Origin of the sequence: Polaromonas sp., from assembly GCF_016185115.1 — a bacterium.
Lineage (GTDB): Bacteria > Pseudomonadota > Gammaproteobacteria > Burkholderiales > Burkholderiaceae_C > Polaromonas.
In genome coordinates, this window is the sequence record NZ_JACPOF010000011.1 from 1 (window position 1) to 24,061 (window position 24,061).

The following is a 24,061-nucleotide window of genomic DNA, read 5'->3' on the forward strand; positions in this document are numbered from 1 at the left end:
TCTGAACTCCAGAGTAAATCTTGTTCGGCCCTGATCGGACGAAACTTCGATCTTCCCTCCGTGTGCTTCAACAATTGCTCGCGTGATGGCGAGTCCCAATCCGGTTCCGTCAGAGTCCGGCTGTGCGCGTGATGGATCCGCTCTATAGAAGCGGTCGAACAGCCGGGGCATGATTTTCGGGTCGATCTCTTCACCTGTATTTTCGACGGTGACCTGGGTCGAGTTTTCGGTGTCGCTGATCTCGATGCGGACCTCTCCCGCCATCTCTGTATGCCGCAGAGCGTTGGACAACAGGTTGCTCACCGCTCTGCGAAACATCAGCCGGTCGCCCAGGATGTTGCCGCTGCCGTGCAGGCTCATATGTACGTTTTTTTCATCGGCCACGGCCTCGTAGAAGTCCAGCAAAGCCTGAACCTCCTGTTCGGCTGAGAAAGACTCTTTGCTGGGGAGCTGGAGTCCTCTTTCGGTCTTGGCCAGAAAGAGCATGTCGGACACCATGCGTGCCAGGCGCTGGAACTCCTCAGCGTTGGAGGCCAGGATGTCGCGATAGGTGTCGGCATCACGCCGGTTGGACAAGGCCACCTGCGTCTGCGTCAGGAGGTTGCTGATGGGGGTGCGCAGCTCATGCGCCAGGTCGGATGAAAAATCGGACAAACGCTGGAAATCCTGCTGCAACCGATCCAGCATGTGGTTAAGCTCATTGGCCAGATCGGCCATTTCGACAGGCACGGCTTCGACCTGCATGCGCGGATTGAGCTGCTGGCCGGTGACGACCGAGGCTCTCGATCTCATGGCGCGCAGCGGGGCCATGCTCTGGTGCGCGGCGAACCAGCCTGCAAACCCGCTGAACAAGGTGGCAAGTACGGCATAAAGCGCCAGAGTGTGCTGCAGCTGCGCCATGAAATGAGTGTGATGCTCGGTATCGATGGCAACCAATATCAGCATTTCAGTAGATGCACCGAGATTGGTCTCTGACCACTGTGCAAGACCGTGGTAAGCGCGCTCTCGACTGCTCCAGCGCAGGGATTTTGGGGTGCTCCCGGGTTCGGGGAGTGCCGTCGCATCGGGCAAGTTGAAATCATCCGATTCGAAAAAGATGCGGCCATGCACGTCTTTGATGAGCACATAGAGACCGTGGTGATGGTCCAGCGCCTCTTTTAATCGAACTTGAGCGTCTTGTGTTGAGCTGGACTTGGCGAGCAACTCGCCAACCAGAAGTTGTTTGTCTTGCAAAACAATATCGTCAAGGTCAATGAAATGACGCTCGGACGCCACCAGAAAAATGATGCCCAGGCCTAAGACGATCGCGGCTGACAGCAGCGTGAAGAACAGGGTGAGACGGGAGGTCAGAGACAGAGACCGAAGCACTCAGGACTCCTCCGGGACTTCCAGCACGTAGCCCATGCCCCGCACCGTCTGGATGAGCTTGACCTCACGGCCCTCGTCGACCTTGACTCGCAACCGTCTCATGGCTACCTCGATGACATTGGTGTCCCCATCGAAGTTCATGTCCCACACCTGGGAGGCGATCAGGGAGCGCGGAAGAACCTCGCCCCGGCGACGCATCAGTAACTCCAGTAATCCGAACTCTTTGGCGGTCAGATCGATTTTCCGTCCCCCCCGAGCGACACGGCGACGCAGCAGATCGAGCTCCAGGTCGGCCACCAGCAGCGTGGTTGGCTCTGTGCCACTGCGGCCGCGTCGCAGGATGGTTCGCACCCGGGCGAGCAACTCGGCGAAGGAAAACGGCTTGACCAGATAGTCGTCGGCGCCAAGTTCGAGTCCCTTGATGCGGTCTTCCACCTGGTCACGCGCTGTGAGAAACAGCACGGGCATCTGCAGCCCGCGTTTGCGTATGGCCTGAAGGACCTGCCAGCCATCGATGCCAGGCAGCATGACATCCAGGATGACCAGATCGTAGGGCTCCTGGAGGGCTTGGTGCAACCCATCCGTTCCATCTCGCGCCAGATCGACCACAAAACCAGCCTCCCCCAGACCCTGGCGCAGGTACTCCCCAGTTTTGTGCTCGTCCTCAACGATCAATATCTTCACGCATGCACTCCACAGCCGAATGGGCGCCAGTTTGACAAGTTTCGGGCCTTCGTCGGCAAGATTACAGAAATGTAATCCGGAAGTCAGCTTTCTGACGGCGTCGGATTCTCAGAATCACCCCCTGAAATCAGCGAGTTACCCCAAGAGGAATCCATGACCGTCCCTACCCACAGCCTGTTCTTCGGAAAATTGCTTCCCTGGACGATGGCGCTGCTTGCCGGCTCAGCCATGGCGCAGACCGCGGCCGAGCAGACCCCACCGCCGGCACCCCCGGTCCAACTGACCTACACCTCGCCCCTGAACGGGTACCAGGCCTACGCTGACCAGCCGGTCCAGTCCTGGCGGGAGGCCAACGACACCGTTGGCCGTATCGGGGGATGGCGCACCTATGCCAAGGAAGCCAGAACGGCTGAACCGGCCAAGGAGACGGCGCCTTCGTCGCCGGCTCATGAAGGGCATCACGGAGGTTCCAAGCGATGAGACGCACTCTGCCATCGAGTGGAGCCAGGCTCGCAATATCGGCCGTGACTCTGGCGGTTCTGTCCGGCTGCGCCAGCGTCAGTCTCGAACAGAACGTCAGCCGCGTGAACGACGAGGCTAGCAGCTTCACGGAGAAGAAACTGGCGCTGGCGCGTACGGAGCAGGAGCGCAAGGAGCGGGCTGACGCCGCCCAGGCACTCCTCACCCAGCCTCTGGGGCAGCGCGAAGCCGTACAACTGGCACTGGTCAACAGCCCCTCCCTGCAGGCCTTGTTGGCCCAGGGCTGGGCGGAATCGGCCGACGCCGCCCAGGTTGGCCGGATCGCCAACCCTATTTTCAGCTACGAGCGCATGGTCGCGGGCGATGAGCTGGAAATTGGACGCGCTCTATCGTTTGGTCTGCTGGACCTGCTGACGCTGCCGACGCGTCAGGGGATTTCCCGCTACCGCATCGAGCAGTCGCAGCTGCGCCTGACCAGCGAAGTGGTCGACCAGGTCACGCAGGTTCGCCAGGCCTGGGTGCGTGCCGTCGCGGCGCAGCAAACCCTCCGGTATGCCCGTCAGGTGTATGAGAGTGCTGAAGCCACCGCTGAAATTGCCCGGCGCATGCAAGCCGCGGGCAACTTCAGCCGCATCAGCCGTGCCCGCGAGCAAGCCTTCTATGCGGATGCTGCCACGCGCCTGGCTACGGCCAACCATCAGGCCACGGCAACGCGCGAGGAGTTGGTCCGCCGGCTGGGGCTCGATGAAGCACAGGCCCCACTGCTCATGCTCCCCGAGCGCTTGCCTGATCTGCCCAAGCAGGCTATAGATCCCCAGACCGCAGCTTCGTACGCCACGCGCAACCGCCTGGATATCCGGCTCGCGCAGACAAACTATGAGGCCTATGCCAGATCCCAGGGCTTGACCACGGTGACCAGCTTCACCGATATCGAACTCACGGCGCGTCATAACACCAAGACTGACAGCGCAACGGGAAGCCGCTCAGATCCGCGTGGCTATGAAATCGGAGTGCGGCTGCCGATTTTCGACTGGGGTGGCATGCAGCGCGATGCGATGAGCGCGCGTACGCTGGCTGCGGCCAACCAGCTGGAAGCCACGGTTCGTGCGGCCGGATCAAGCCTGCGCGAGAGCTATTCCGGCTACCGCACCGCCTTCGACGTGGCACGCCATCACCGTGATGAGGTGGTCCCGCTGCGCAAAGTGATCTCGGACGAGAACCAGCTGCGCTACAACGGAATGATCATCGGTGTTTTCGAGCTGCTCTCCGACGCCCGTGATCAAGTCAATACGGTCATTGCCGCCATCAACACGGAGCAACAGTTCTGGTTGGCTGACGCAGCCTTGCAGGCTTCCCTCATCGGGCGTCCGACCAGCACGACGCTATCCGCAGCGGCACCTCCTTCCGGTGCTGCAGCCGCCGGCCATTGATTTCCAGGAAATCCTCAATGACATCCAGAAGAGATTTTTTCAAATTCGCAGGCATCGCCGGCGGCGCTGTGGCTGCGGCCTCGGTCAGCCGCGTGGCCATGGCCGCACTGCCCGAGCCGGTCATCCAGACCAGCCCGGACACCATGGCCCCTTTGGTTCCCAACAGCGGCCGCCCCTACAACCCGGTGGTCACGCTCAACGGCTGGACGCTGCCCTGGCGCATGAACCAGGGCGTCAAGGAATTCCACTTGGTGGCTGAACCGGTGGTCCGCGAGATGGCACCTGGGTTCAAAGCCCATCTCTGGGGCTACAACGGCCAGAGTCCCGGGCCCACCATCGAGGTGGTCGAGGGCGACCGTGTGCGCATCTTTGTGACCAACAAGCTGCCGGAACATACCAGCATCCATTGGCATGGCCAACGGCTACCCAACGGCATGGACGGCGTTGCCGGCCTGAACCAGCCAGCGATTCAACCCGGCAAGACCTTTGTCTACGAGTTCGTGGCGCGCCGGCCGGGCACCTTCATGTACCACCCGCATGCCGACGAGATGACGCAGATGGCCATGGGCATGATGGGCTTCTGGGTGACCCATCCGAAGGTCAAGAACCCGCTGATCGACGAGGTGCAGAGGGACTTCTGTTTCCTGCTGAATGCCTTTGATATCGATCCTGGGAGCTACACCCCCAAGATCATGACCATGCTGGACTTCAACCTGTGGTCCTGGAACAGCCGCATCTTCCCCGGCATCGACTCGCTGAACGTCCGACTGAACGACAAGGTCCGGATCCGGATCGGCAATCTGACGATGACCAATCACCCCATCCACCTGCATGGCCATGAGTTCCTGGTGACTGGAACCGATGGCGGGCCCACCCCGAAGAGCACGCGCTGGTATGAGGTGACCACCGATGTCGCGGTTGGCCAGATGCGCCAGGTTGAGTTCCTCGCGGACGAGGAAGGCGACTGGGCCTTCCACTGCCATAAGAGCCACCACACCATGAACGCCATGGGACATAACCTCCCGACGCTGATTGGCGTTGACCACCGCGGCCTGTCCAAGAAGATCAACAACCTGATCCCGGACTACATGGTCATGGGGGAGCGTGGCATGGCGGACATGACGGAGATGGAGATGCCCATTCCGGACAACACCGCACCCATGATGACCGGCGAGGGCCCGTTTGGTTCGGTGGAGATGGGCGGCATGTTCAGTGTGCTCAAGGTGCGGCGCGATCAGAAGCCCGGGGACTACAAGGACCCGGGGTGGTTCAAGCATCCCGAAGGCACGGTGGCTCACGAGTACGAAGGCCCGCTCAGCGAGCCTGCGAGGTTCAAGGCCGAAGGCGGCCAATCCATGCCTCGTGCGCAGACCCTCAGCCAACCGACCGAAGTCAAAGTTCGCAAGCCCCAGTCCCACAACGGTCACTGATTTTTTATTCCAAGGAGATATCCATGACGCACAAGACACACACCCTGGCCAAAGTGTTGGCTCTGATGACGATTGCCCTGTCCAGCTCGGCTTTCGCTGGCGGCAACCATGCCGGTGGCCACGGCCACGGTGATGAAGATACGGCGATCGGCAAGCCCGGCTTGGCTGCACGGGTCAACCGCACCATCACCATCGAAATGAGCGACAACATGCGCTATTCGCCCGCGGACGTTCAGATCAAGCAAGGCGAAACCGTCCGGTTCGTGGTCAAGAACGTCGGCAAGGTCAAGCACGAGCTTAGCCTCGGCACGCAGCAGGAGCTGCTCGAACATCTGGAGCAGATGAAGAAGTTCCCTGACATGGAACACGACGAGCCCAGCAAGATCACGCTGGCTCCGGGCAAGCAGGGCGAGATCATCTGGCAGTTCACCAAGGCTGGCACCGTGAATTTCGCCTGTCTGATGCCTGGCCACTATGAAGCAGGGATGAAAGGTGCGGTCAAGGTCGCCAGGAAATGAAACCCATCCGAAGCCTTGGCCTCGGCCTCCACGATCTGCACCAGGCCGTGTTGGCCACCAAGAAGAGTCACAACAGGTTTTCAGAAATATTTCGCGAGAAAATCATGAGCAACATTAAACATATTCTTGCCATTTCGTCTCTAGCAATGGGCATGGCTTTGCCCATGAGCAGCATCGCGCAAACCATGATGATGGACCAGAGCAAGATGGGCATGTCGCAATCTGCGTCCATGACCGATGGCGAAGTCCGCAAGGTCGACCGTGAGACTGGCAAGGTCACCATCAAGCACGGCGATATCAAACATCTGGACATGCCAGGTATGACCATGGTCTTCACGGCAAAGGACAAGGGATTGTTGACCAACTTGAAGCCTGGCGATAAGGTCAAGTTCATGGTTGTCAACGAAGGCGGCAAGATGGTTATCACCGATCTCCAGCCAGTTGAGTGACGCTTTCACGATTCACTGCATTTTCAGTAACGGGAGAATCTCGATGTACTTTGGTGATGGTTACTACATGGTTGGCATGCATGCTTTCTGGTGGATCTTCTGGGTGATCATCATCATCGCGCTATTGTTCGGCCCCTGGCCCCGTAGCAGCGGTCGAGATGACGACCAACGGGAGACACCACATCAGGTCTTGCGACGCCGACTGGCCAAGGGCGAGATCAAGCCGGAGGAGTACGAACAACTCAAGCAGCTGCTCGACAAGAACGAATAGCGAAAAATTCGCCGCAACAAGGAATGGACATGAAGCTGACGTTTCTCGGCGCCGCTGGCACAGTGACCGGCTCCAAATATCTGTTGGAGCATGCCGGACATCAGGTTCTGGTTGATTGCGGACTCTTCCAAGGCTACAAGCATTTGCGGGAGATGAACTGGGAGCCTTTCCCGTTGGATATCTCTCGTCTGGACTGTGTCGTCCTGACCCATGCGCACCTGGATCACTCCGGTGCCTTGCCTCTGCTGCTTCGGAACGGGTATCGCGGCCCCATCTATACCACGCCAGGTTCCGTCGAGCTTTGTCACCTGCTCCTGCCTGACAGCGGGCGGTTGCAGGAGGAAGAAGCCGACTACCTGAACCGCCACCACGCCAGCAAGCACAAGCCTGCTCTTCCTCTCTACACAGAAGAGGATGCGCGACACGCTTTGCGCTATATGCAGGCTGTGCCGTTCAATGAAACCATGGAAATGGTGCCTGGCATGCAGTTGTCACTGCGGCCAGCAGGCCATATTCTTGGTGCGGCCAGCGCGGAAATTCAGACAGGTGGCTTGACCATCGTCTTCTCTGGAGACGTCGGGCGGGATGACGATCCGATCATGCGGCCACCGACGCCGCTTGGGAGGGCGGACTATCTGGTCGTCGAGTCCACCTATGGCGATCGGCTGCACCAGACAGAGGACAACGAGGCACTCTTGACCGAGATCATCAAGAGAACGGCGGGTCGCGGTGGCAGCGTGGTGATTCCGGCCTTCGCAGTGGGGCGGGCGCAGGCGCTGCTGTTTCTGCTCTCGCGCCTCAAGGCCCGGCACGCGATTCCGGAGCTGCCCGTGTTCCTTGATAGTCCGATGGCCATCGACATGACCGAGATCTACCATCGGCACCGCGCGGAGCATCGGCTGAGCCCGGAAGAGTGCAAAGGTCTGTGCCGGGTCGCCACCATGGTCCGGACCTCCGACGAGTCGCGAGCACTGAATCAGGTCCGTTACCCGGCCATCATCATCTCGGCCAGCGGCATGGCCACCGGTGGGCGGGTGCTGCACCACCTCAAGAGAATGGCACCGGACCGGCGCAACACCATCGTCCTGGCTGGCTATCAGGCCGGGGGTACCCGTGGCGCGCGTCTGGCCTCTGGGGAGAAGTCGATCCGGATCTTCGGTGAGGACGTGGCCGTCAATGCCGAAGTCGCTATGCTGCGCGGCATGTCCGCACACGCCGACGCCGGTCAGCTCATGCGTTGGATGGCCGCCATGCCCCAAGCGCCCAGGAAGGTCTTCTTGACGCATGGCGAACCGGGCCCGGCCGACACCTTGCGGCAGCGTGTGGACAGAGAGCTCGGCTGGCCGGCAGGCGTGCCCCGTCTGGGCCAGACCGTGGAACTGGTGCCATGAGTCACCTCCAGCCTCGTGATGATCACGAAGCGCATGCTGCGCTTCGGTACCGGCTGTTGGGAATCGACACGCAGCAGGAGTACGTGATCTACATGCGGCGAGATTGTCACGTGTGTCGGGCTGAAGGTTTTCAATCGCAAACCCGGGTCCGCGTGGACTTGGGAGATCGTCATATCATCGCCACCCTCAACGTGATCGATTCCGACTTGCTGTTGCCAGGCGAAGTCGGCCTTTCGCGTGGGGCAGCCCAGACGTTGGCTGCAGATGAGCAAAGCCGACTCCAAGTCTCCCACGCGCCGACGCTGGAGTCCTACAGTGCGCTGCGGTCCAAGATATACGGGCACCGGCTCGATGCGTCGGCATACCGCAGCATCATCACGGATGTATCTGCTGGTCACTATTCCGATATGCATCTGGCGGCGTTTCTCAGTGCCTGCGCCGGTGGCCGAATGGATCTGCAGGAAATCATCGACTTGACCCGAGCCATGGTGGAGGCAGGAACGCGGATCGATTGGGGGCGAACGCCGATTGCGGACAAGCATTGCGTAGGTGGACTGCCCGGTAACAGGACGACACCGATCGTCGTGGCCATCGTCGTCGCGGCTGGTCTAACCATGCCCAAGACCTCCTCGCGTGCCATCACGTCCCCGGCTGGAACAGCGGATGTAATGGAGACGATGACAAACGTGACATTGGATCTGGGGGGCATGCGTCGGGTCGTTGAGCGAGAGGGAGGTTGTCTTGTCTGGGGTGGCGCGCTGTCGTTGAGCCCTGCCGACGATCTGCTGATTCGTGTTGAACGCCCCCTGGATCTGGACAGTGATGCCCAGCTGGTGGCCTCAGTGCTGTCCAAGAAGATTGCTGCGGGGGCAACGCATGTCGTGTTGGATATCCCGGTTGGCCCCACTGCAAAAGTTCGCAGCGAGGAGGACGCACGCCGGCTGACCACCATGCTCCAGCAGGTCGGTGACGCCTGTGGTCTGAATTTGCACATACGCCATACCCGGGGAGGCCAGCCGGTAGGTCGAGGTATCGGCCCGGCGCTCGAAGCTCATGACGTGATGGGCGTACTCCGTGGGGCCGCGCATGCACCAGTCGATCTCCGGATGCGTGCGCTCAACTTGGCGGGTGACCTGCTGGAGTTCTGTGGCAAAGCGATTCCAGGAACGGGGCACTCGCTCGCATGGCGGCTGCTTGACTCTGGTATGGCGTGGCAGAAGTTCCAAGGCATTTGCGAGGCGCAAGGAGGTTTGCATGAGCCACCTGTCGCCAGGATCAAAGACCCTGTCATCGCAGCATCTTCGGGACATATTTCGCACATTGATAACAGGCGCCTATCGCGCCTGGCGAAGCTGCTGGGGGCGCCAACAACTCCTACCGCTGGCTTGACTATGCATGTTGAACTCGGGGACTCTGTGCAGCGGGGGATGCCCTTGTTTACTCTGCACGCGGAATCTACTGGGGAATTGTCATATGCAAAAGAGTATCTGAAGTCTCACCCCATTTTGACTATCTCGGATGAGGCCGCGAAGTAAGGTGTTTCCTGTTAGCAATTGGTTTTCTCACTTCTAGGAGGTTGGTATGAAAGCAGTACGTTCCCTGATCGTTGTGTCCCTGATCACGTGTTTTTCAACGTTGAGCCTGGCCGCTCAACCTGATCCGCAAGATCACGAGGCCCATCACCCCGCCGGCGCTGCGTCAGCGCCGAAATCCAAGGCCCCCGCGGCAAAACCGCCAGCAACAAAAGCCTCTGCGCCGAAGCCTTCAGCGGCCGTGAAGCAGAACATGGAGCGGATGGACAAGCAAATGATGATGATGGGCGAAATGCATCAGAAAATGATGAGCGCCCAATCCGCTGGTGAGCGCAGTGCACTCATGGGTGAGCACATGAAAGTGATGCAAGACGGCATGTCCATGATGAACATGATGAAGGGCTCTGGCATGGCCGGCGCTGGGATGGGAGGGGGTGGCATGAGTGGCCCGGGAGTGGGCGGCGCGCAAGACAGCAAGAGCATGCCTGGCAACATGGAAGACCGTCAGCAAATGATGGAGAAGCGCATGGACATGATGCAAATGATGATGCAAATGATGATGGATGCACAGTCGGCACCCGCCACGAAATGAGCAGGTGCTGCCGTGAACCACGATCATCAACACCATGAGCCACCTCCACCATTCTGGGGGTCTCGTTATTCGCTAGGACTGCTCGTCATCGGCGCGGTCGCCGGCTACTTTCTGTTGAAAGAACATCTGGTGCATGTGGCCACTGCACTCCCATACTTGTTTGTACTCGCGTGCCCCGTCATGCATATCTTTATGCATCGCGGGCATGGTCATAAGCACGGATCCAGCCGACAGGACAACGTGGGACCTGGTTCCGGGAACAAGGGAGATGCACCATGACTCACGCCGAACCTGCTTATGGACTTTGGCTACTGGTGGCTTTGAACTCAGCCATTTTCATCATGTTCGCCTTCAGTTTCTTCAAGCCAGCGACTGCTCGCGACTGGAGGACCTTCGGCGCCTTCGCCGCGTTTATCGTCGCCTTATTCGTCGAAATGTACGGATTCCCACTGACGATTTACCTGCTGTCAGGATGGCTACAGACGAAATTCCCGAATCTGGACATCATGTCCCATGACACTGGCCACCTATGGTCTACTTTGCTCGGAGAGAAGGGGGATCCGCATTTTGGTGTCCTGCATATCGCCAGCTATATCTTCCTGGGCTACGGTTTCTACCTGCTGTCTACAGCCTGGAATGTTCTCTACCATGCGCAACGCAGGCATACACTGGCGATGACAGGCCCATATGCGCGGATCCGTCACCCACAATATGTGGCATTTGTCCTAATCCTCTTGGGCTTTCTGCTGCAGTGGCCAACACTCCTGACATTGCTCATGTTCCCGATCCTGTTGATGATGTACGGCCGGCTCGCCATCACGGAGGAAACGGAAATGCGGGCGCAGTTCGGGGAGGAGTTCGATCGCTACGCACAAAAAACGCCCAGGTTCTTCCCCCGGTGGCGTTAGGCCATCGGCCCAGCCTGTATCCCATTCGGTGAACGTCGTATCGACAACGAGGTGATCATCGTTGATGCCCGATTAATAACCACGGCGAGGCTTGAACCATGTGCTTTTCGATGACTGCAAGTCTTGCCGCCGGAGGATTTCTGCTCGGCGTTGGCACGATGACTGTGAAGGCGGCACGACGTTCGTCCGAGGTTCCTTTTGCTGCAATACCGCTGCTCTTTGCCATTCAGCAACTGAGCGAGGGTGTCGTCTGGTGGACCTTCGCCCACGATGCGCCGGGTCTGAATGTCGTCATGACCCAGTTCTATTCGTTTTTCTCGCACGTACTCTGGCCGGCCTATGTGCCTCTGGCCGTGCTCTTGCTGGAGCCTCCAGGCAGGCGGAGCAGACTGCTGAAATTGACCGCCATTGCTGGGATAGGGGTCGGCTTGTATCTGCTGTATTCGATGTTCGAGTATCCGATCACATCCCGGGCTATCGGGGGGCACATTGAATATGTGTCACCTCATTTCTTTGCTGTAGTGACGATGACGGGGTACCTTCTCGCAACCACCGTAAGCCCACTACTGTCGAATGAGATCATGGTCAGGATCTTTGGGGCTCTCGCCTTGATCTCATTTGTGCTGGCCTATCTGATCTTTGCGAGATGGTTTATCTCCGTTTGGTGTTTCTTCTCAGCAATTTTGAGCGTGATCGTTGCGCTTAGGTTCTTTGGGCGAAAAAATCCTCCCCCACTTGTTTGATAGATCAATCAGCAACATATATCGTCCATCGACAGCCGGCCTTCGGTGGCTGGCCGCTGCTGAGTGCGTTGCTCGGACTATCCCTGCTGTTGACATCGTCCTGTGCAACCAAGCTGTTGGGTAACTTGAGCGCTACCACGGCGGCGACGAAGCTTATGACATTGGTGCCCGGCGTCAACAAGATTGCGGTGAGCCTGGAGAAACGCCAGACTACCGTGAGCTTCGACGATGCCAAGACCCATGCCGAGATTCTGACCTGGGTCATCCAGGAGGCCGGCTATCGACCGCAACCGCAAAGGAGTTCGCAATGACTGCTGTCGTTTTGGAGTCGAGGCTGACCTGCCCGGTGTGCGGCCACAGCAAGCTGGAAACGATGCCTACCGACGCCTGTCAGTGGTTTTACGAATGCGAGCAGTGCCACACCGTGCTCCGCCCCAAGCCAGGCGACTGTTGCGTCTACTGTTCCTACGGCAGCATGCCTTGTCCATCGATTCAAGAGAACGGAAAGGGCAACGGGTGTTGCCGTTGATCTTGCCAGCACGAGTTCTGTTTGAGCAGTATGCTGCTATCGTTCAGTCGGAACGAGGGGTAATTTATAAGATCGCACCGGGCCAGTCCTGCGTTTGATCGGCATCAGAAGCTGCCGACGACGCCATTCATACCTACCATGGAAACAAAATCTCTTGCTCTTGCCGACATCCTGAGAGCGTTACGAGAAGACATTCAGGCTGAAAACACCCTGATCGCCAGCCGAGTGACTTGGTACGTGACCTCCCAGTCGTTTCTGCTGACGGCGTATGCGACTTCCTGGAGTACCGGCTTTCTCTGGCAGTCATTTTTTCATCACGTGATGCCGATTGCGGCCATCATTCTCTCGGTGGTGATCCTTGCGTCCATCTATGCGGCAACCTGGGCACAGGATGTGTATTTGAGGGAGCAGGAGGCGCTGGTTTCCAGGATCAATGCGGAGTTTCAACTTTCGGATGCCGAAAAGATGGCGCTTCAGGTCTATGAGCGAACCATGGTCGTCAATCGGGCCAATGGGGCCGGCAAGATCGTCGGCGGACGTATCCACGCCCTCGTTCGGATCACGCCGCTCGTACTTCCGGTGGGATTCTCGGCTTTGTGGCTTTATGCGCTGATCTTTGCGCCGGCCGCATCGTCATGACAGCGTTTGATCGGGATCAACCATAAAGTAGTCGGCGTTCGCGCGCCTTATGGATTACAAGAATGTAATCAATTTGTCAGGAATTTGTCGGTCTCAGGCTCCGATACTGCCAGTCAGCATCCGGTCGCATCCCGATCGCCCGAATGCTGACTCAGGAAGCACCGACAGTCATGAAAACAAGTTACCGGACTCTACTTTGCGCCTCCACCGCCTGGTTGTTACTTATTTTTCCCGCGGCAGCCCAGGAATCAGACCTCGGCGCATCACTCAGCGGTCTCCTCGACTACGCGCGTAAGGGCAATCCTGAATACGCTGCGATGCGCGCCGAGTTGGACGCATCGACACAGCGCGTGGAGTCTGCGGGGGCCTTGCCCGATCCGCGTTTCCGCGCCGAACTTAGGGACGTGACCCGCCAGGGGGACCAATCCCCCCTGCTGCTTCCAGGCCAGGTTGGCAGTACGCGGTACCTCCTGATGCAGGAGTTCCCCTGGTATGGCAAGCGGGACCTGAAGCGAAACATTGCCGAGCAGGATGTCGAAGCGGCTAGGGGGCGCAGCCAGGGAGCCTGGATCGAGATTGCAAGCCGCATCAAGCTTGCCTATGCACGACTCTACCTGCTGTATCGCAGCGAAAGAATTGCGCGCGAGATCATCGACTTGATGACCCGTCTTGAGCGCGTGACGCAGGCCCGCTACGCCGGTGGTCTGGCGGCCCAGCAGGACGTAATCCGGGCCCAGCTCGAACAATCTGCCTTGCGCAATGAACTGATCGCGTTGGAGGCGGAACGGCGTCAGCTACAGGTGCGTCTGAATGGCTTGCTGGCCAGGCCCGCCGGAGCATCCCTGGCAGAACCGGTGGCACTGCGTCCTGTGCCGTCGCATGAACAGTTGAATCTGACAGGGCTGGAGGAGCGTGCGATGACGCGCAATCCACAACTCAGTGCAGAGGAATCTCGCATCAGGTCTGCCCAGTTGAGCCGGGATCTCGTGCTGAAGAACCGCTACCCTGACATCACGCTGGGCGTGTCTCCCATCCAGTACCAAGGAACCGTGAAGGAATGGGAACTGATGATCGAAATGAACATACCTTTGCAGCAGTCATCCCGCCGGGCTCAGGAGCGGGAGTCCGAAGCCATGCTGCAGGCAGCCCAGGCGCGCAAGGAGTCTGCGGCTCGGCAACTGCTGTCCGAACTTTCGGAGAACGTGGATGCGATCGATGCCGCCCGCCGTACGGAGAGCCTTGTAGCGACCCAATTACTTCCCCAGTCGGAATTTACCTATCAGGCGGCCTTGGTAGGGTATGAGAACGGCAAGGTGGACTTTGCGACGTTGCTGGATGCCCAGCGGCAGATCCGTAAGGCCAGACAGAGTCAGCTGGAGTCCCAGGTGGAAGCGCAATTCCGGCTGGCTGAAATCGAACGAATTATTGGAGAAGATCTATGAGTGTCCGGTCCAAATGGCTGATCGCCGGTCTGGGCGTCAGTTTGGTGGTCCTCATAACGCTTGAAGTCCGCTATGGCTTCCTGTACCGAGGCCACGAGCTGCAAGCGGCTGCCACAGCGAGTGGGGCGGAAACGCCGAATGCCGAAACGTCCAAACCTGCACGCAAGCTTCTCTTCTACCGCAACCCCATGGGCTTGCCCGATACCTCTCCCGTGCCGAAGAAGGATCCCATGGGCATGGACTACATCGCTGTCTATGAGGGGGAGGATCAGGAAGACAGTTCGGCCCAGGCGGGCCTGATCCGGATCAGCACCGAAAAAATCCAGAAGCTGGGTGTTCGGACTGAAGCGGCGCGTGTCCAAAAACTGGAGCGCACAGTTCGTGCGGCGGGACGGGTCGAACCCGACGAGCGCCGGATCTACACCATCTCGCCCAAGTTCGAGGGTTATGTGGAGCGCCTGCATGTGAACGTGACTGGTCAGACGGTGGCCAAGGGTCAGGTGCTCTTTGAGGTCTACAGCCCGGAACTGATCTCTGCGCAGCGCGAGTACCAGATCGCCTTGCAGGGCTTGCAGTCGACGCAAGGATCTGCGGATTCTGTCCAGTCGGGTATGCGTCGCTTGGCCGACTCCAGTCTGCAGCGCCTGCGCAACTGGGATATCTCGGAAGAGCAGATCTCCAGCCTGACGCCATCGGGGGAAGTCCGACGCACGCTGGCATTTCGTTCCCCGGTCCAGGGCCTGGTGACGGAGAAAAAGGCCTTGCAGGGCATGCGTTTCATGCCGGGCGAAGCGCTGTACCAGGTCACCGATCTTGGCGCTGTCTGGGTCGTGGCCGATGTGTTCGAACAGGACATCGGTCTCGTGAAGACGGGCGCCAAGGTCAAGGTGACGATCAATGCCTATCCTGACAAGGCGTTTTCGGGCATCGTCACCTATGTCTACCCCACGCTCAATCCCGAGACGCGGACAATTCCCGTGCGCATCGAGCTGTCCAACCCCGGCATGCTGCTCAAGCCCGCCATGTTCGCGCAGATCGAGCTATCGGTCGGAACACGCACACAGACAGTGACGGTGCCCAATTCGGCGGTCATCGACAGCGGTACGCGGCAGCTCGTGCTCGTCCAGGCCGGGGAGGGGCGTTTCGAGCCGAGGGAAGTTCGCCTGGGCCGGCGCGCCAGCAATGAGGTGGAAGTCCTGGAAGGCGTGCGCGGCGGCGAGGAGGTCGTTGTCTCTGCCAACTTCCTGATCGATGCCGAGAGTAACCTCAAGGCCGCCGTCAGCGGCTTTGGCCACTCAGCTCATGGTTCAAGTGCCGATGCCGGGCGGAAGCCGTCAGGCGAGGCACCGAAAGCGGCAGTGACAGGTCATCGGGCGGAAGGTGCGATCGAAACTGTCGATCTCAAGAACGGCACAGTCGAAATCAGCCATGGCCCGGTGCTCAGCCTCAAATGGCCAGCCATGTCGATGGAGTTCGCGGTTGCCAATAGCGGCCTGCTGCAGGGTTACAAACCTGGCGACATGGTGGCGTTCGAGTTTGTCGAGCGCAAGCCCGGTGAGTGGGTGGTGACGGCTTTGCGCCGTGCCGCACCAGCGCATGATGCAGCCGCACACAAGAGTCGCTAACGGAAAGAAAAATGCTCGCCAGAATCATCGATTGGTCGGGGCGCAACCGCTTCCTGATCCTTCTTGCCACCCTGTTCGTCGTCGCGGCCGGCATCTATGCGGTGATCCGCACACCGCTGGATGCCCTGCCTGACCTGTCCGACGTGCAGGTCATCGTCTACACCGAGTATCCGGGACAGGCACCGCAGGTGGTCGAGGACCAGGTGACCTACCCTTTGACAAGCGCCATGTTGTCGGTGCCCCGATCCAAGGTGGTGCGGGGCTTCTCATTCTTCGGTGCCTCTTTCGTTTACATCATCTTTGAGGACGGCACAGATATCTACTGGGCACGCTCGCGCGTGCTGGAGTACCTCAACTTCGCCGCCGGACGCATGCCCAAGGGCGTGACCCCGCAGATCGGCCCCGATGCGACCGGCGTGGGTTGGGTGTATCAATACGCCTTGGTGGCGAAAAACCGTAGCCTGGCCGAGCTGCGCAGCCTGCAGGATTGGTATCTTCGTTATCAGCTGACCAAGGCCCACGGGGTCTCAGAAGTGGCTTCCATTGGCGGATTCGTCCAGACCTATCAGGTCACGGTCGACCCGGTAAAGCTGCGTGCCTACGGCATACCGCTGGGCCGGATTTCACAGGTCATCCGCGATTCAAATCGGGACGTGGGCGGACGGGTCATTGAGATGGCCGAGACCGAGTACATGGTACGCGGCAAGGGCTATTTGCGCGGCGTGTCGGATATCGAAGACCTGGTGCTGCGCAGCGAGAAGGGGACACCGGTGCTGGTGCGCGACGTCGCACGGGTGGAACTGGTACCCGATGAGCGCCGCGGCTTGACCGAACTCAACGGCGAAGGCGAGGTGGTTTCCGGCATCGCCATGGCACGTTATGGCCAGAACGCCCTGGAGGTTATCCACAACCTGAAGGAAAAGGTCGCCGAGGTCTCCTCGGGCCTGCCCGAGGGAGTCAGCATCGAGGCCGTTTATGACCGCTCCGACCTGATCCACCGGGCGATTGACACCCTGAAGCGGACCCTGATCGAGGAATCCCTTATCGTTGCGCTGGTCTGTGTCGTGTTTCTGCTCCACGTCCGGTCTGCCCTGGTTGCCATTCTGATGCTGCCCGTCGGCGTCCTGATTGCCTTCATCGCGATGCGCTTGCTCGGTATGAATTCGAATTTGATGAGTCTGGGGGGGATCGCGATTGCCATCGGCGCCATGGTTGATGCTGCCATCGTGATGATCGAGAACGCGCACAAGCACTTGGAGCGCTTGCCACCCGAGCATACGGCGGCCCAGCGCATGGATGCGATGCTGGATGCCTGCAAGGAGGTTGGGCCGGCGTTGTTCTTCTCGCTGCTGATCATCACGGTTTCGTTCCTGCCGGTCTTCACGCTGGAATCGCAGGAAGGGCGTTTGTTCTCGCCCTTGGCTTACACCAAGACATTCGCCATGGCCGGAGCGGCCATGCTCTCGGTGACGCTGGTGCCAGTCCTGATGCTGTTCTTCATCCGCGGCAAGATCATGCCGGAGGCGAAGAACCCGGTGAACCGTTTTCTGATCTGGGGCTACCGCCCCATCATTGCCTGGGTGATGATCTGGAAAAAGACGACCATCGGTCTTGCGTTGCTGGCGCTGGGTATCACCCTTTATCCGGCGTCCAGGCTTGGATCCGAATTCATGCCGACGCTCAACGAGGGAACGCTTTTGTACATGCCGTCTTCGTTGCCCGGCATGTCCATTACCAAGGCAGCCGAGCTGCTGCAGACCCAAAACAAGATCATCAAGAGCTTCCCGGAGGTAACCTCCGTGTACGGCAAGGCTGGCCGCGCCAACACGGCGACCGATCCGGCCCCAACCGAGATGTTCGAGACGATCATCAACCTCAAGCCGACCTCGGAGTGGCGCGATGGTATGACGACGGACAAGCTGATCGCAGAGATGGACAAGGCGCTGCAGTTCCCGGGCGTTTCCAATGCCTGGACCATGCCGATCAAGGCGCGTATCGACATGCTCTCGACTGGCATACGCACGCCCATCGGCATCAAGGTGTTCGGCAAGGACCTGGCCGAGATGGAGCGTCTGGCCAAGGAGATTGAAGCGGTCGTCAAGACGGTACCCGGCACCAGTTCGGCTTTCGCCGAGCGCATCACCGGAGGTTACTACCTGAACATCGAGCCCGATCGCCCGCAGCTGGCACGCTACGGGCTCAATGTGGGTGAGTTGCAAGAAGTCATCGGCACGGCGCTGGGCGGCGAAATGGTGACCACCACGGTCGAAGGTCGCGAGCGCTTTGGCGTCACCGTGCGCTACCCGCGTGAGCTGCGCAACGATCCGCAGCAGATCGCGACGCAGGTTCTGGTGCCGACACCCAGCGGCGCCATGGTGCCGCTGGGGCAGGTGGCGACGCTTTCTATAGCCAAGGGCGCGCCCGGTATCCGCACCGAAAATGCCCTGCTGTCTGCCTACATCTATGTGGACATCCGGGATCGGGACATCGGTGGCTACGTGGCCGATGCCAAAAAGGCCGTGGCCGAACGGGTCAAGTTTCCGCCGGGATATTACGCAAGCTGGAGCGGCCAGTTTGAGTCCATGGAGCGGGCCATCCAGAAAATGAAGGTGGTCATCCCCGTGACGCTGGCTCTGATTTTCCTATTGCTGTACCTGAACTTCAGGCGTCTGACGGAAACCCTGATCGTGATGCTCTCCGTTCCGTTTGCCCTGGTCGGCGGGATCTGGTTGATGTGGCTACTAGGCTACAACCTGTCGGTGGCCGTGGCCGTGGGCTTCATCGCTCTGGCTGGGGTAGCAGCGGAGACCGGGGTGGTCATGCTGATTTACCTGGATCACGCCTGGGAAGAGGTAAAGGTCCGGCGCCAGGCGGAGGGGAAGACCCCGGGTGCGGCCGACCTCTATGCCGCGGTGATGGATGGTGCCGTTGAACGGGTACGGCCCAAGATGATGACCGTGGTGGCCATCATGGCGGGTCTTTTGCCCATCATGTGGGGCAGCGGCACCGGCTCCGAGGTCATGAGCCGTATTGCCGCGCCCATGGTCGGAGGCATGATTTCCTCGACCATCCTCACGCTGGCCGTCATCCCTGCCATCTATGCACTGGTAAAGCAGTGGCAACTACGCCCCGAAATGGGTGGTCCATTACCGCTGCGGGTGAAGCCGAACGGAGCCGGCGGGGGATGATCAAACCCCAGCAATAGCACTTGACATTGACACGATGGGAAGGTTTATCTTGGTGCCTGCGTCAATAGAGGCGCTTAACTGGAGAAGCTTATGAGCTCGATTGAACTGTCAGTAGAAGGTATGACCTGCGGCTCTTGTGCCAACGCCGTGCGCAAAGCGTTGGCTCGGGTTCCTGGCGTCGGTCAAGTTGACGTGGATCTTGCACGAGGGCGGGCGACGGTCACATCTCTGGATGATGGGAGCCACCTGCAGGATATGCTGGATGCGGTGGCGGATGCTGGCTACAAGGGGAAACCGGTTTCAGGTTCGCCGGTTTCCATAGGTGAGAATTCGTCGAGCCCCAGCGTCAAAACCCCGCAACGTCAAGGTGGTTGCTGCTGCGGCCGTTGACTGAACTGCCGCTGCGCCAAGATTGTTTCAGGACAGAAGGGAAGTTGACGCCATGGATGAACATGCCCATCACGAACACCACCATCATGAAGGGGCGAAGCCAGCCTCGGCATCGCCGGCGCAGACAGCAGGTTTGAAAGATCCGGTCTGCGGCATGGCCGTCACCGCGCAGTCAGAACACCATCTCAGCCACCAGGGGCAGAACTACTATTTCTGCAGTGCGAAATGCCAGGGCAAGTTCGTTGCTGACCCAGGGCGCTACGCAAGCCCGGCAGCCGCCGCCCCGGTGTCAGCGCCGGCGCCCAGTGGGACGATCTACACCTGTCCCATGCATCCGGAGATCCGGCAGGACCATCCGGGCTCATGCCCCAAGTGCGGCATGACCCTCGAGCCTTTGCTGCCGGAACTGGAAGAGGAGGACAACCCGGAGTTGAAAGATTTTCAGCGACGCTTCTGGTGGACGCTCCCGCTGACCGTGGTGGTGACGGTGTTGGCCATGTTCGGCCACCAGCTCAACTGGTTTGACATGGCACGCCAGAGCTGGATCGAACTGGTCCTCTCCCTGCCGATCGTGCTGTGGGCCGGTTGGCCGTTTTTTGCGCGCGGCTGGCAGTCGGTGCTCAACCGCAGTCCCAATATGTGGACTTTGATCGGTCTGGGCACCGGGGCCGCCTTTCTATACAGCCTGGTAGCCACCATCGCGCCTGAAGTGTTCCCGGCTTCCTTCGTCGCCATGGGCCGTGTGGCCGTCTATTACGAGGCCACCGCGGTCATCATCTCGCTCACGCTGTTGGGGCAGGTGCTCGAATTGAAAGCCAGGTCCCAGACCTCAGCTGCCATCAAGTCGCTGCTGGGTTTGGCGCCCAAGACTGCGCGGCGCATCCGTGCCGATGGTTCGGAAGAGGACGTTCCTTTGACCCACGTGCATGTGGGCGACCGGCTGCGCATCAGGCCCGGAGAAAAGGTGCCGGTGGACGGCGTGGTGGAGGAAGGGAGCAGCGCGGTTGACGAATCGATGCTCACCGGAGAGCCGGTGCCCGTTACTAAGCGGGTCGGCGACAAGGTGATCGGTGCCACCATGAATACCAACGGCGCCCTGGTCATGCGCTCGGAAAAAGTCGGTTCTTCGACCATGTTGGCGCAGATTGTTCAGATGGTGGCGCAGGCCCAGCGCTCCAAGGCACCGATGCAGCGCATGGCGGACATCGTGGCCGGGTATTTCGTGCTCATGGTCGTTGCCATTGCGCTGCTGACCTTCTTTGTCTGGGGGTTCTTCGGGCCTCAGCCCAGCTGGGTCTATGCGCTGATCAATTCGGTTGCTGTCCTGATTATTGCCTGTCCCTGCGCGCTCGGACTGGCGACGCCCATGTCCATCATGGTAGCGACCGGCAAAGGCGCCACCCGTGGCGTGCTGTTCCGCGACGCAGCAGCCATTGAGCACATGCGCCGGATCGACACGCTGATCATCGACAAGACCGGCACCCTGACGGAAGGCCGGCCGGCCTTCGACCGCGCGGTTGCGGCGCCCGGTTTCGAGGCGGACGAAGTGTTGAGGCTGGCGGCCAGCCTGGACCAGGGCAGCGAGCATCCCTTGGCCGACGCCATCGTGCGCGCCGCCCGCGAGCGGGGTCTTACCCTGGACAAGCCGGAGCAGTTCGAATCCGGATCCGGCATCGGCGTGCGCGGACTCGTTGGTGGACGGCAGCTGGCGCTTGGGAATACAACCCTGATGCAGCAATTGGACGTTTCGGTCGAGTCCCTGGTTCCCCAGGCTGAAGCGCTTCGGGCAGAGGGAGCAAGCGTCATGCATCTGGCGGTTGACGGCCGACTGGCCGGTCTGCTGGCTGTCTCCGATCCCATCAAGGCCAGCACGCCCGAGGCACTGGCGACACTGAAGGCCGCCGGCATGCGCATCGTGATGGCCACCGGCGATGGCCTGACGACGGCCAAGGCGGTCGGCGCGCGCTTGGGGATAGACGAGGTGCATGGCGAAGTCAAACCGGCCGACAAGCTCATCCTCGTGGAAAAACTGCAACGTGAAGGCCGAGTCGTCGCCATGGCGGGCGACGGTATCAACGACGCGCCGGCGCTGGCCAAGGCGGATGTCGGTGTCGCCATGGGTACCGGCACCGACGTGGCGATGAACAGCGCGCAGATCACGCTGGTCAAGGGCGATCTGCGCGGGATTGCTGTGGCGCGTACCTTGTCGGAAGACACTGTGCGCAACATGAAGCAGAACCTCATGTTTGCCTTCCTGTACAACGCGCTGGGCATTCCGGTGGCCGCCGGCGTCTTGTATCCAGTGACCGGATGGCTGCTTTCCCCCCTGATAGCCGCACTGGCCATGAGCTTCAGCTCGGCGTCGGTGATCGGCAATGCTTTGCGCCTACGGCGATGAGTCAACAGCGACAGAGACATGCCGAGGCTGCGGCGCTGATCCCTGCAGCGCCACAGCAGATCTTTGCCAGGCTGGACGATCAACGCCGGCTCGCGGCGCACATGACCAAGGCGTCGTGGATGACTCTGGGCTCGAAATTCAATTTCGAGCTGGATGAATTTCAGGGGCGTCGTATCGGCTCGGTCATCCGAATGAACGGACGCATCGCTGGCATTGAACTGGGGCTGGATGAGATCGTGGATGAATATGAGCCGCCCTTACGCAAGGCGTGGGCTACGTTCGGCGAACCGCGCCTGCTGGTCATCGGGGCCTATCGCATGGGCTTTAACCTGGCAGCAGAGGGTACGGGCGCGCGCTTGCAGGTCTGGATTGACTACCAACTGCCCAGCCGGGCGGCCCTGAGATGGATGGGATGGCTTCTGGGGCCAGCTTACGCAGGGTGGTGCGTGCGAAAAATGGTCGAAGACGCAAGACGAGGTTTTTAAGATGGACGCTTTCTATCACCGCTTTTCAGAGCTATTCGCTCAGCTTGGCCTCTCGCGTGAGCCAGCCGATATACGTGATTTCATCAAACGGCATTCGCCATTGCCTGCAGAGAGGCGGTTGGAGGATGCAGCGTTCTGGAGCGCCGCCCAAGCGGCTCTTCTCCGCGAGAAACTGATGGAGGACGCGGACTGGGCGGAAGTCGTTGATCAATTAAATGCCGCGCTCCGCCTGGCAAATTCGAGCGATATCGAACCTACTGTCAGGGTTGTCTGCCTATGCGCGTCGTGGTGTGGTGTCTGTCGGGATTTCGTGTCTCAGTACCAGGAAACGATGCGGGCCACACCAGGTGTTGTTTTTGACTGGTACGACATTGAAGACGACGTTGAGCGGCTTGGTGATGTCGACGTCGAAAGTTTTCCATGCATTTTGATTGGGGTTCAAGGAGAACCGGTTTTCTTCGGTCCGATTACGCCAAACCGAGGTAGCTTGGAGTTGCTGATACAGCGCGCACCGAATATGGCACCGCTGCCGCAAAGCCAAGTGGATCGAGATCGACTCGAGACAATCTTGCGTATCAAGTGAGTGAGTCAAAGAATCGATCCAGTAAGGCCGGTAAGCTCCCACATCAGCGCTTTCTGGCTATCGGAATAGTAAATCCGTGGTCGTTGCTTCATCTACAACACTCCTTCCGCCTACGCGGTGGTTAGTGTGTTGCATCGACCGGTTGAATCCGCCGCTCATAGCGGACAGTCATTGGCTAGCAGTGCAGGCACCCACGTTGAGGAAAACCGACTAAATTGTGGTATCGGTAGGCGCTCTTTCAGAGCACTCCTCTAGCGATCGAACCACGATTTGAACCAATCCGCACAGCGGCGCAAGAAGGAAGATTTCGCCTTCCGCTTCTTGTCCTGTTCGACGTGGCGGCGCACCTGAGATTGCATGACTCGATCAACCGTTTTCTTGGACCACTGCTGTGCCCATTCCACCTGGCCCCTTCGAATAAAGAAGTGAGACAAGCAAGGAGCGTCTGAGACCAGTATGGAAGGTGTGACAGTGGGAAGTCCGCCCTCTATAACGAGTTGGTGCTGATCCAACAGATTCAGCATGACCCGGTGACCACATCCGCATGCGCAGGCCATGGCCGCCATTTCGAAGCGTCGGCTGTAATGGAACTCAAATGGCCCGACCTGAGGCGGGAGCCTTTCGCTCTCGATGATGCGATATGCGTCGCCGTTCATGTTGCTACATCCATCGCCATCCCAGCAACGTCGAATACCACGGCATGCGAATCGATCAGGCGATCAAAGAATCCCATATGCTGTTTGAATCGAATTACTGCTATTGCAGCGTTGAGCGCGTTGAGTTCCGCAATCTGAGGCTGATTCCTATATTCTCGATCATGAGCGTTTTGTGCAGGCAAGTGCTGCGTGCTGTGTAGATCTGCTTCAGATTGCGCCGCTGTTTCCGCGATTTTGTTGCCTCGATTCCTAGCCAGGTAGCCAGCTTCTCGGCATAGGGATCAAGCTTGCTTGGGCTGATCCGCTTAGCGTATGTGGGCTCGGTCTCAT

The 24,061-nt window shown here is 59.5% G+C and carries 26 protein-coding genes and 1 pseudogene; 23 read left to right on the forward strand and 4 right to left on the reverse strand.

Going from position 1 to position 24,061, the window contains the following annotated elements; genetic code table 11:
* Together HYX42_RS06175 and HYX42_RS06180 are read right to left on the reverse strand one after the other, a co-directional pair.
* Nucleotides 1-1,368: heavy metal sensor histidine kinase (locus tag HYX42_RS06175; RefSeq protein ID WP_293400959.1), on the reverse strand; the 1,368-nt coding region annotated here is incomplete at its 3' end.
* Complete coding sequence (locus HYX42_RS06180) at nucleotides 1,369-2,052, reverse strand: heavy metal response regulator transcription factor (RefSeq protein ID WP_057675105.1); 684 nt, start codon at nucleotides 2,050-2,052, stop codon at nucleotides 1,369-1,371.
* 153 nt (nucleotides 2,053-2,205) lie between these two features.
* Here HYX42_RS06180 and HYX42_RS06185 point away from each other — a divergent pair, with 153 nt between their 5' ends.
* From HYX42_RS06185 to HYX42_RS06295, 23 genes and pseudogenes are all read left to right on the forward strand, one after another.
* Nucleotides 2,206-2,532: a hypothetical protein gene (locus tag HYX42_RS06185; RefSeq protein ID WP_293400963.1), complete on the forward strand. Its 327-nt coding sequence runs from the start codon at nucleotides 2,206-2,208 to the stop codon at nucleotides 2,530-2,532.
* Entirely contained in the window at nucleotides 2,529-3,962 is a 1,434-nt protein-coding gene (locus tag HYX42_RS06190) for a TolC family protein (protein WP_293400965.1), read from the forward strand. The genes HYX42_RS06185 and HYX42_RS06190 overlap by 4 nt, the downstream gene beginning before the upstream one ends.
* A gap of 17 nt (nucleotides 3,963-3,979) precedes the next feature.
* Nucleotides 3,980-5,392 (forward strand): copper oxidase, encoded by a 1,413-nt coding sequence (locus HYX42_RS06195; RefSeq protein WP_293400967.1) that lies wholly within the window; start codon nucleotides 3,980-3,982, stop codon nucleotides 5,390-5,392.
* 23 nt (nucleotides 5,393-5,415) lie between these two features.
* Complete coding sequence (locus HYX42_RS06200; RefSeq protein WP_293400969.1) at nucleotides 5,416-5,910, forward strand: cupredoxin family protein; 495 nt, start codon at nucleotides 5,416-5,418, stop codon at nucleotides 5,908-5,910.
* Nucleotides 5,911-6,014: 104 nt separating this feature from the next.
* Entirely contained in the window at nucleotides 6,015-6,359 is a 345-nt protein-coding gene (locus HYX42_RS06205) for a copper-binding protein (protein WP_293400971.1), read from the forward strand.
* A gap of 43 nt (nucleotides 6,360-6,402) precedes the next feature.
* On the forward strand, nucleotides 6,403-6,630 hold the full coding sequence (locus tag HYX42_RS06210; protein ID WP_293400973.1) for an SHOCT domain-containing protein: 228 nt from the start codon (nucleotides 6,403-6,405) through the stop codon (nucleotides 6,628-6,630).
* 29 nt (nucleotides 6,631-6,659) lie between these two features.
* The gene (locus HYX42_RS06215; RefSeq protein ID WP_293400975.1) at nucleotides 6,660-8,021 is read left to right on the forward strand and encodes an MBL fold metallo-hydrolase; all 1,362 of its coding nucleotides are present in this window, start codon (nucleotides 6,660-6,662) and stop codon (nucleotides 8,019-8,021) included.
* A complete protein-coding gene (locus HYX42_RS06220) occupies nucleotides 8,018-9,556 on the forward strand; it encodes a thymidine phosphorylase family protein (RefSeq protein WP_293400976.1) in 1,539 nt (512 codons plus the stop codon). Before HYX42_RS06215 ends, HYX42_RS06220 begins: the two co-directional genes overlap by 4 nt.
* Before the next feature lie 73 nt (nucleotides 9,557-9,629).
* Nucleotides 9,630-10,145 carry a hypothetical protein gene (locus HYX42_RS06225; RefSeq protein WP_293400978.1) on the forward strand — a complete coding sequence of 172 codons (516 nt, stop codon included), beginning with the start codon at nucleotides 9,630-9,632 and terminating at the stop codon, nucleotides 10,143-10,145.
* Between the two features lie 12 nt (nucleotides 10,146-10,157).
* The gene (locus HYX42_RS06230; protein ID WP_293400980.1) at nucleotides 10,158-10,424 is read left to right on the forward strand and encodes a DUF2933 domain-containing protein; all 267 of its coding nucleotides are present in this window, start codon (nucleotides 10,158-10,160) and stop codon (nucleotides 10,422-10,424) included.
* Nucleotides 10,421-11,053: an isoprenylcysteine carboxylmethyltransferase family protein gene (locus HYX42_RS06235; protein ID WP_293400982.1), complete on the forward strand. Its 633-nt coding sequence runs from the start codon at nucleotides 10,421-10,423 to the stop codon at nucleotides 11,051-11,053. The genes HYX42_RS06230 and HYX42_RS06235 overlap by 4 nt, the downstream gene beginning before the upstream one ends.
* Nucleotides 11,054-11,151: 98 nt before the next feature.
* The gene (locus HYX42_RS06240) at nucleotides 11,152-11,796 is read left to right on the forward strand and encodes a DUF6629 family protein (RefSeq protein WP_293400984.1); all 645 of its coding nucleotides are present in this window, start codon (nucleotides 11,152-11,154) and stop codon (nucleotides 11,794-11,796) included.
* Between the two features lie 155 nt (nucleotides 11,797-11,951).
* A complete protein-coding gene (locus HYX42_RS06245) occupies nucleotides 11,952-12,107 on the forward strand; it encodes a hypothetical protein (RefSeq protein WP_293400986.1) in 156 nt (51 codons plus the stop codon).
* Nucleotides 12,104-12,325, forward strand: a complete 222-nt coding sequence (locus tag HYX42_RS06250; protein ID WP_293400988.1) for a GDCCVxC domain-containing (seleno)protein — start codon at nucleotides 12,104-12,106, stop codon at nucleotides 12,323-12,325. Before HYX42_RS06245 ends, HYX42_RS06250 begins: the two co-directional genes overlap by 4 nt.
* Nucleotides 12,326-12,463: 138 nt before the next feature.
* Entirely contained in the window at nucleotides 12,464-12,964 is a 501-nt protein-coding gene (locus tag HYX42_RS06255) for a hypothetical protein (protein WP_293400990.1), read from the forward strand.
* 170 nt (nucleotides 12,965-13,134) lie between these two features.
* Entirely contained in the window at nucleotides 13,135-14,406 is a 1,272-nt protein-coding gene (locus tag HYX42_RS06260; RefSeq protein ID WP_293400992.1) for a TolC family protein, read from the forward strand.
* On the forward strand, nucleotides 14,403-16,031 hold the full coding sequence (locus tag HYX42_RS06265; protein ID WP_293400994.1) for an efflux RND transporter periplasmic adaptor subunit: 1,629 nt from the start codon (nucleotides 14,403-14,405) through the stop codon (nucleotides 16,029-16,031). Before HYX42_RS06260 ends, HYX42_RS06265 begins: the two co-directional genes overlap by 4 nt.
* Before the next feature lie 11 nt (nucleotides 16,032-16,042).
* Complete coding sequence (locus HYX42_RS06270; protein WP_293400996.1) at nucleotides 16,043-19,219, forward strand: efflux RND transporter permease subunit; 3,177 nt, start codon at nucleotides 16,043-16,045, stop codon at nucleotides 19,217-19,219.
* Nucleotides 19,220-19,309: 90 nt separating this feature from the next.
* Entirely contained in the window at nucleotides 19,310-19,609 is a 300-nt protein-coding gene (locus HYX42_RS06275; RefSeq protein ID WP_293400998.1) for a heavy metal-associated domain-containing protein, read from the forward strand.
* Nucleotides 19,610-19,661: 52 nt separating this feature from the next.
* Complete coding sequence (locus tag HYX42_RS06280; protein ID WP_293401000.1) at nucleotides 19,662-22,007, forward strand: heavy metal translocating P-type ATPase; 2,346 nt, start codon at nucleotides 19,662-19,664, stop codon at nucleotides 22,005-22,007.
* Nucleotides 22,004-22,492, forward strand: a complete 489-nt coding sequence (locus tag HYX42_RS06285) for an SRPBCC family protein (protein ID WP_293401002.1) — start codon at nucleotides 22,004-22,006, stop codon at nucleotides 22,490-22,492. Before HYX42_RS06280 ends, HYX42_RS06285 begins: the two co-directional genes overlap by 4 nt.
* A gap of 1 nt (nucleotide 22,493) precedes the next feature.
* Nucleotides 22,494-22,721 (forward strand): annotated as a pseudogene (locus HYX42_RS06290) (DUF2789 family protein); the annotation flags it as partial.
* Nucleotides 22,722-22,739: 18 nt separating this feature from the next.
* Nucleotides 22,740-23,075 carry a thioredoxin family protein gene (locus HYX42_RS06295; protein WP_293401006.1) on the forward strand — a complete coding sequence of 112 codons (336 nt, stop codon included), beginning with the start codon at nucleotides 22,740-22,742 and terminating at the stop codon, nucleotides 23,073-23,075.
* Between the two features lie 251 nt (nucleotides 23,076-23,326).
* Here the strand turns inward: HYX42_RS06295 and HYX42_RS06300 are convergent, their stop codons facing one another.
* Both HYX42_RS06300 and HYX42_RS06305 read right to left on the reverse strand, forming a co-directional pair.
* On the reverse strand, nucleotides 23,327-23,731 hold the full coding sequence (locus HYX42_RS06300) for a DUF6527 family protein (protein ID WP_293401004.1): 405 nt from the start codon (nucleotides 23,729-23,731) through the stop codon (nucleotides 23,327-23,329).
* 100 nt (nucleotides 23,732-23,831) lie between these two features.
* A partial coding sequence (locus tag HYX42_RS06305) for a hypothetical protein (protein WP_293401008.1) occupies nucleotides 23,832-24,061 on the reverse strand: 230 nt, incomplete at its 5' end.

Excerpts from the sequence above, each read along its gene's own strand:
- HYX42_RS06285 (WP_293401002.1), top strand. The coding sequence starts at position 22,004 with ATGAGTCAACAGCGACAGAGACATGCCGAGGCTGCGGCGCTGATCCCT.
- HYX42_RS06220 (WP_293400976.1), top strand. The coding sequence starts at position 8,018 with ATGAGTCACCTCCAGCCTCGTGATGATCACGAAGCGCATGCTGCGCTT.
- HYX42_RS06275 (WP_293400998.1), top strand. The coding sequence starts at position 19,310 with ATGAGCTCGATTGAACTGTCAGTAGAAGGTATGACCTGCGGCTCTTGT.
- HYX42_RS06300 (WP_293401004.1), bottom strand. The coding sequence starts at position 23,731 with ATGAACGGCGACGCATATCGCATCATCGAGAGCGAAAGGCTCCCGCCT.
- HYX42_RS06190 (WP_293400965.1), top strand. The coding sequence starts at position 2,529 with ATGAGACGCACTCTGCCATCGAGTGGAGCCAGGCTCGCAATATCGGCC.
- HYX42_RS06265 (WP_293400994.1), top strand. The coding sequence starts at position 14,403 with ATGAGTGTCCGGTCCAAATGGCTGATCGCCGGTCTGGGCGTCAGTTTG.
- HYX42_RS06210 (WP_293400973.1), top strand. The coding sequence starts at position 6,403 with ATGTACTTTGGTGATGGTTACTACATGGTTGGCATGCATGCTTTCTGG.
- HYX42_RS06260 (WP_293400992.1), top strand. The coding sequence starts at position 13,135 with ATGAAAACAAGTTACCGGACTCTACTTTGCGCCTCCACCGCCTGGTTG.
- HYX42_RS06235 (WP_293400982.1), top strand. The coding sequence starts at position 10,421 with ATGACTCACGCCGAACCTGCTTATGGACTTTGGCTACTGGTGGCTTTG.
- HYX42_RS06280 (WP_293401000.1), top strand. The coding sequence starts at position 19,662 with ATGGATGAACATGCCCATCACGAACACCACCATCATGAAGGGGCGAAG.
- HYX42_RS06185 (WP_293400963.1), top strand. The coding sequence starts at position 2,206 with ATGACCGTCCCTACCCACAGCCTGTTCTTCGGAAAATTGCTTCCCTGG.
- HYX42_RS06270 (WP_293400996.1), top strand. The coding sequence starts at position 16,043 with ATGCTCGCCAGAATCATCGATTGGTCGGGGCGCAACCGCTTCCTGATC.
- HYX42_RS06215 (WP_293400975.1), top strand. The coding sequence starts at position 6,660 with ATGAAGCTGACGTTTCTCGGCGCCGCTGGCACAGTGACCGGCTCCAAA.
- HYX42_RS06255 (WP_293400990.1), top strand. The coding sequence starts at position 12,464 with ATGGAAACAAAATCTCTTGCTCTTGCCGACATCCTGAGAGCGTTACGA.
- HYX42_RS06240 (WP_293400984.1), top strand. The coding sequence starts at position 11,152 with ATGTGCTTTTCGATGACTGCAAGTCTTGCCGCCGGAGGATTTCTGCTC.
- HYX42_RS06205 (WP_293400971.1), top strand. The coding sequence starts at position 6,015 with ATGAGCAACATTAAACATATTCTTGCCATTTCGTCTCTAGCAATGGGC.
- HYX42_RS06245 (WP_293400986.1), top strand. The coding sequence starts at position 11,952 with ATGACATTGGTGCCCGGCGTCAACAAGATTGCGGTGAGCCTGGAGAAA.
- HYX42_RS06200 (WP_293400969.1), top strand. The coding sequence starts at position 5,416 with ATGACGCACAAGACACACACCCTGGCCAAAGTGTTGGCTCTGATGACG.
- HYX42_RS06195 (WP_293400967.1), top strand. The coding sequence starts at position 3,980 with ATGACATCCAGAAGAGATTTTTTCAAATTCGCAGGCATCGCCGGCGGC.
- HYX42_RS06250 (WP_293400988.1), top strand. The coding sequence starts at position 12,104 with ATGACTGCTGTCGTTTTGGAGTCGAGGCTGACCTGCCCGGTGTGCGGC.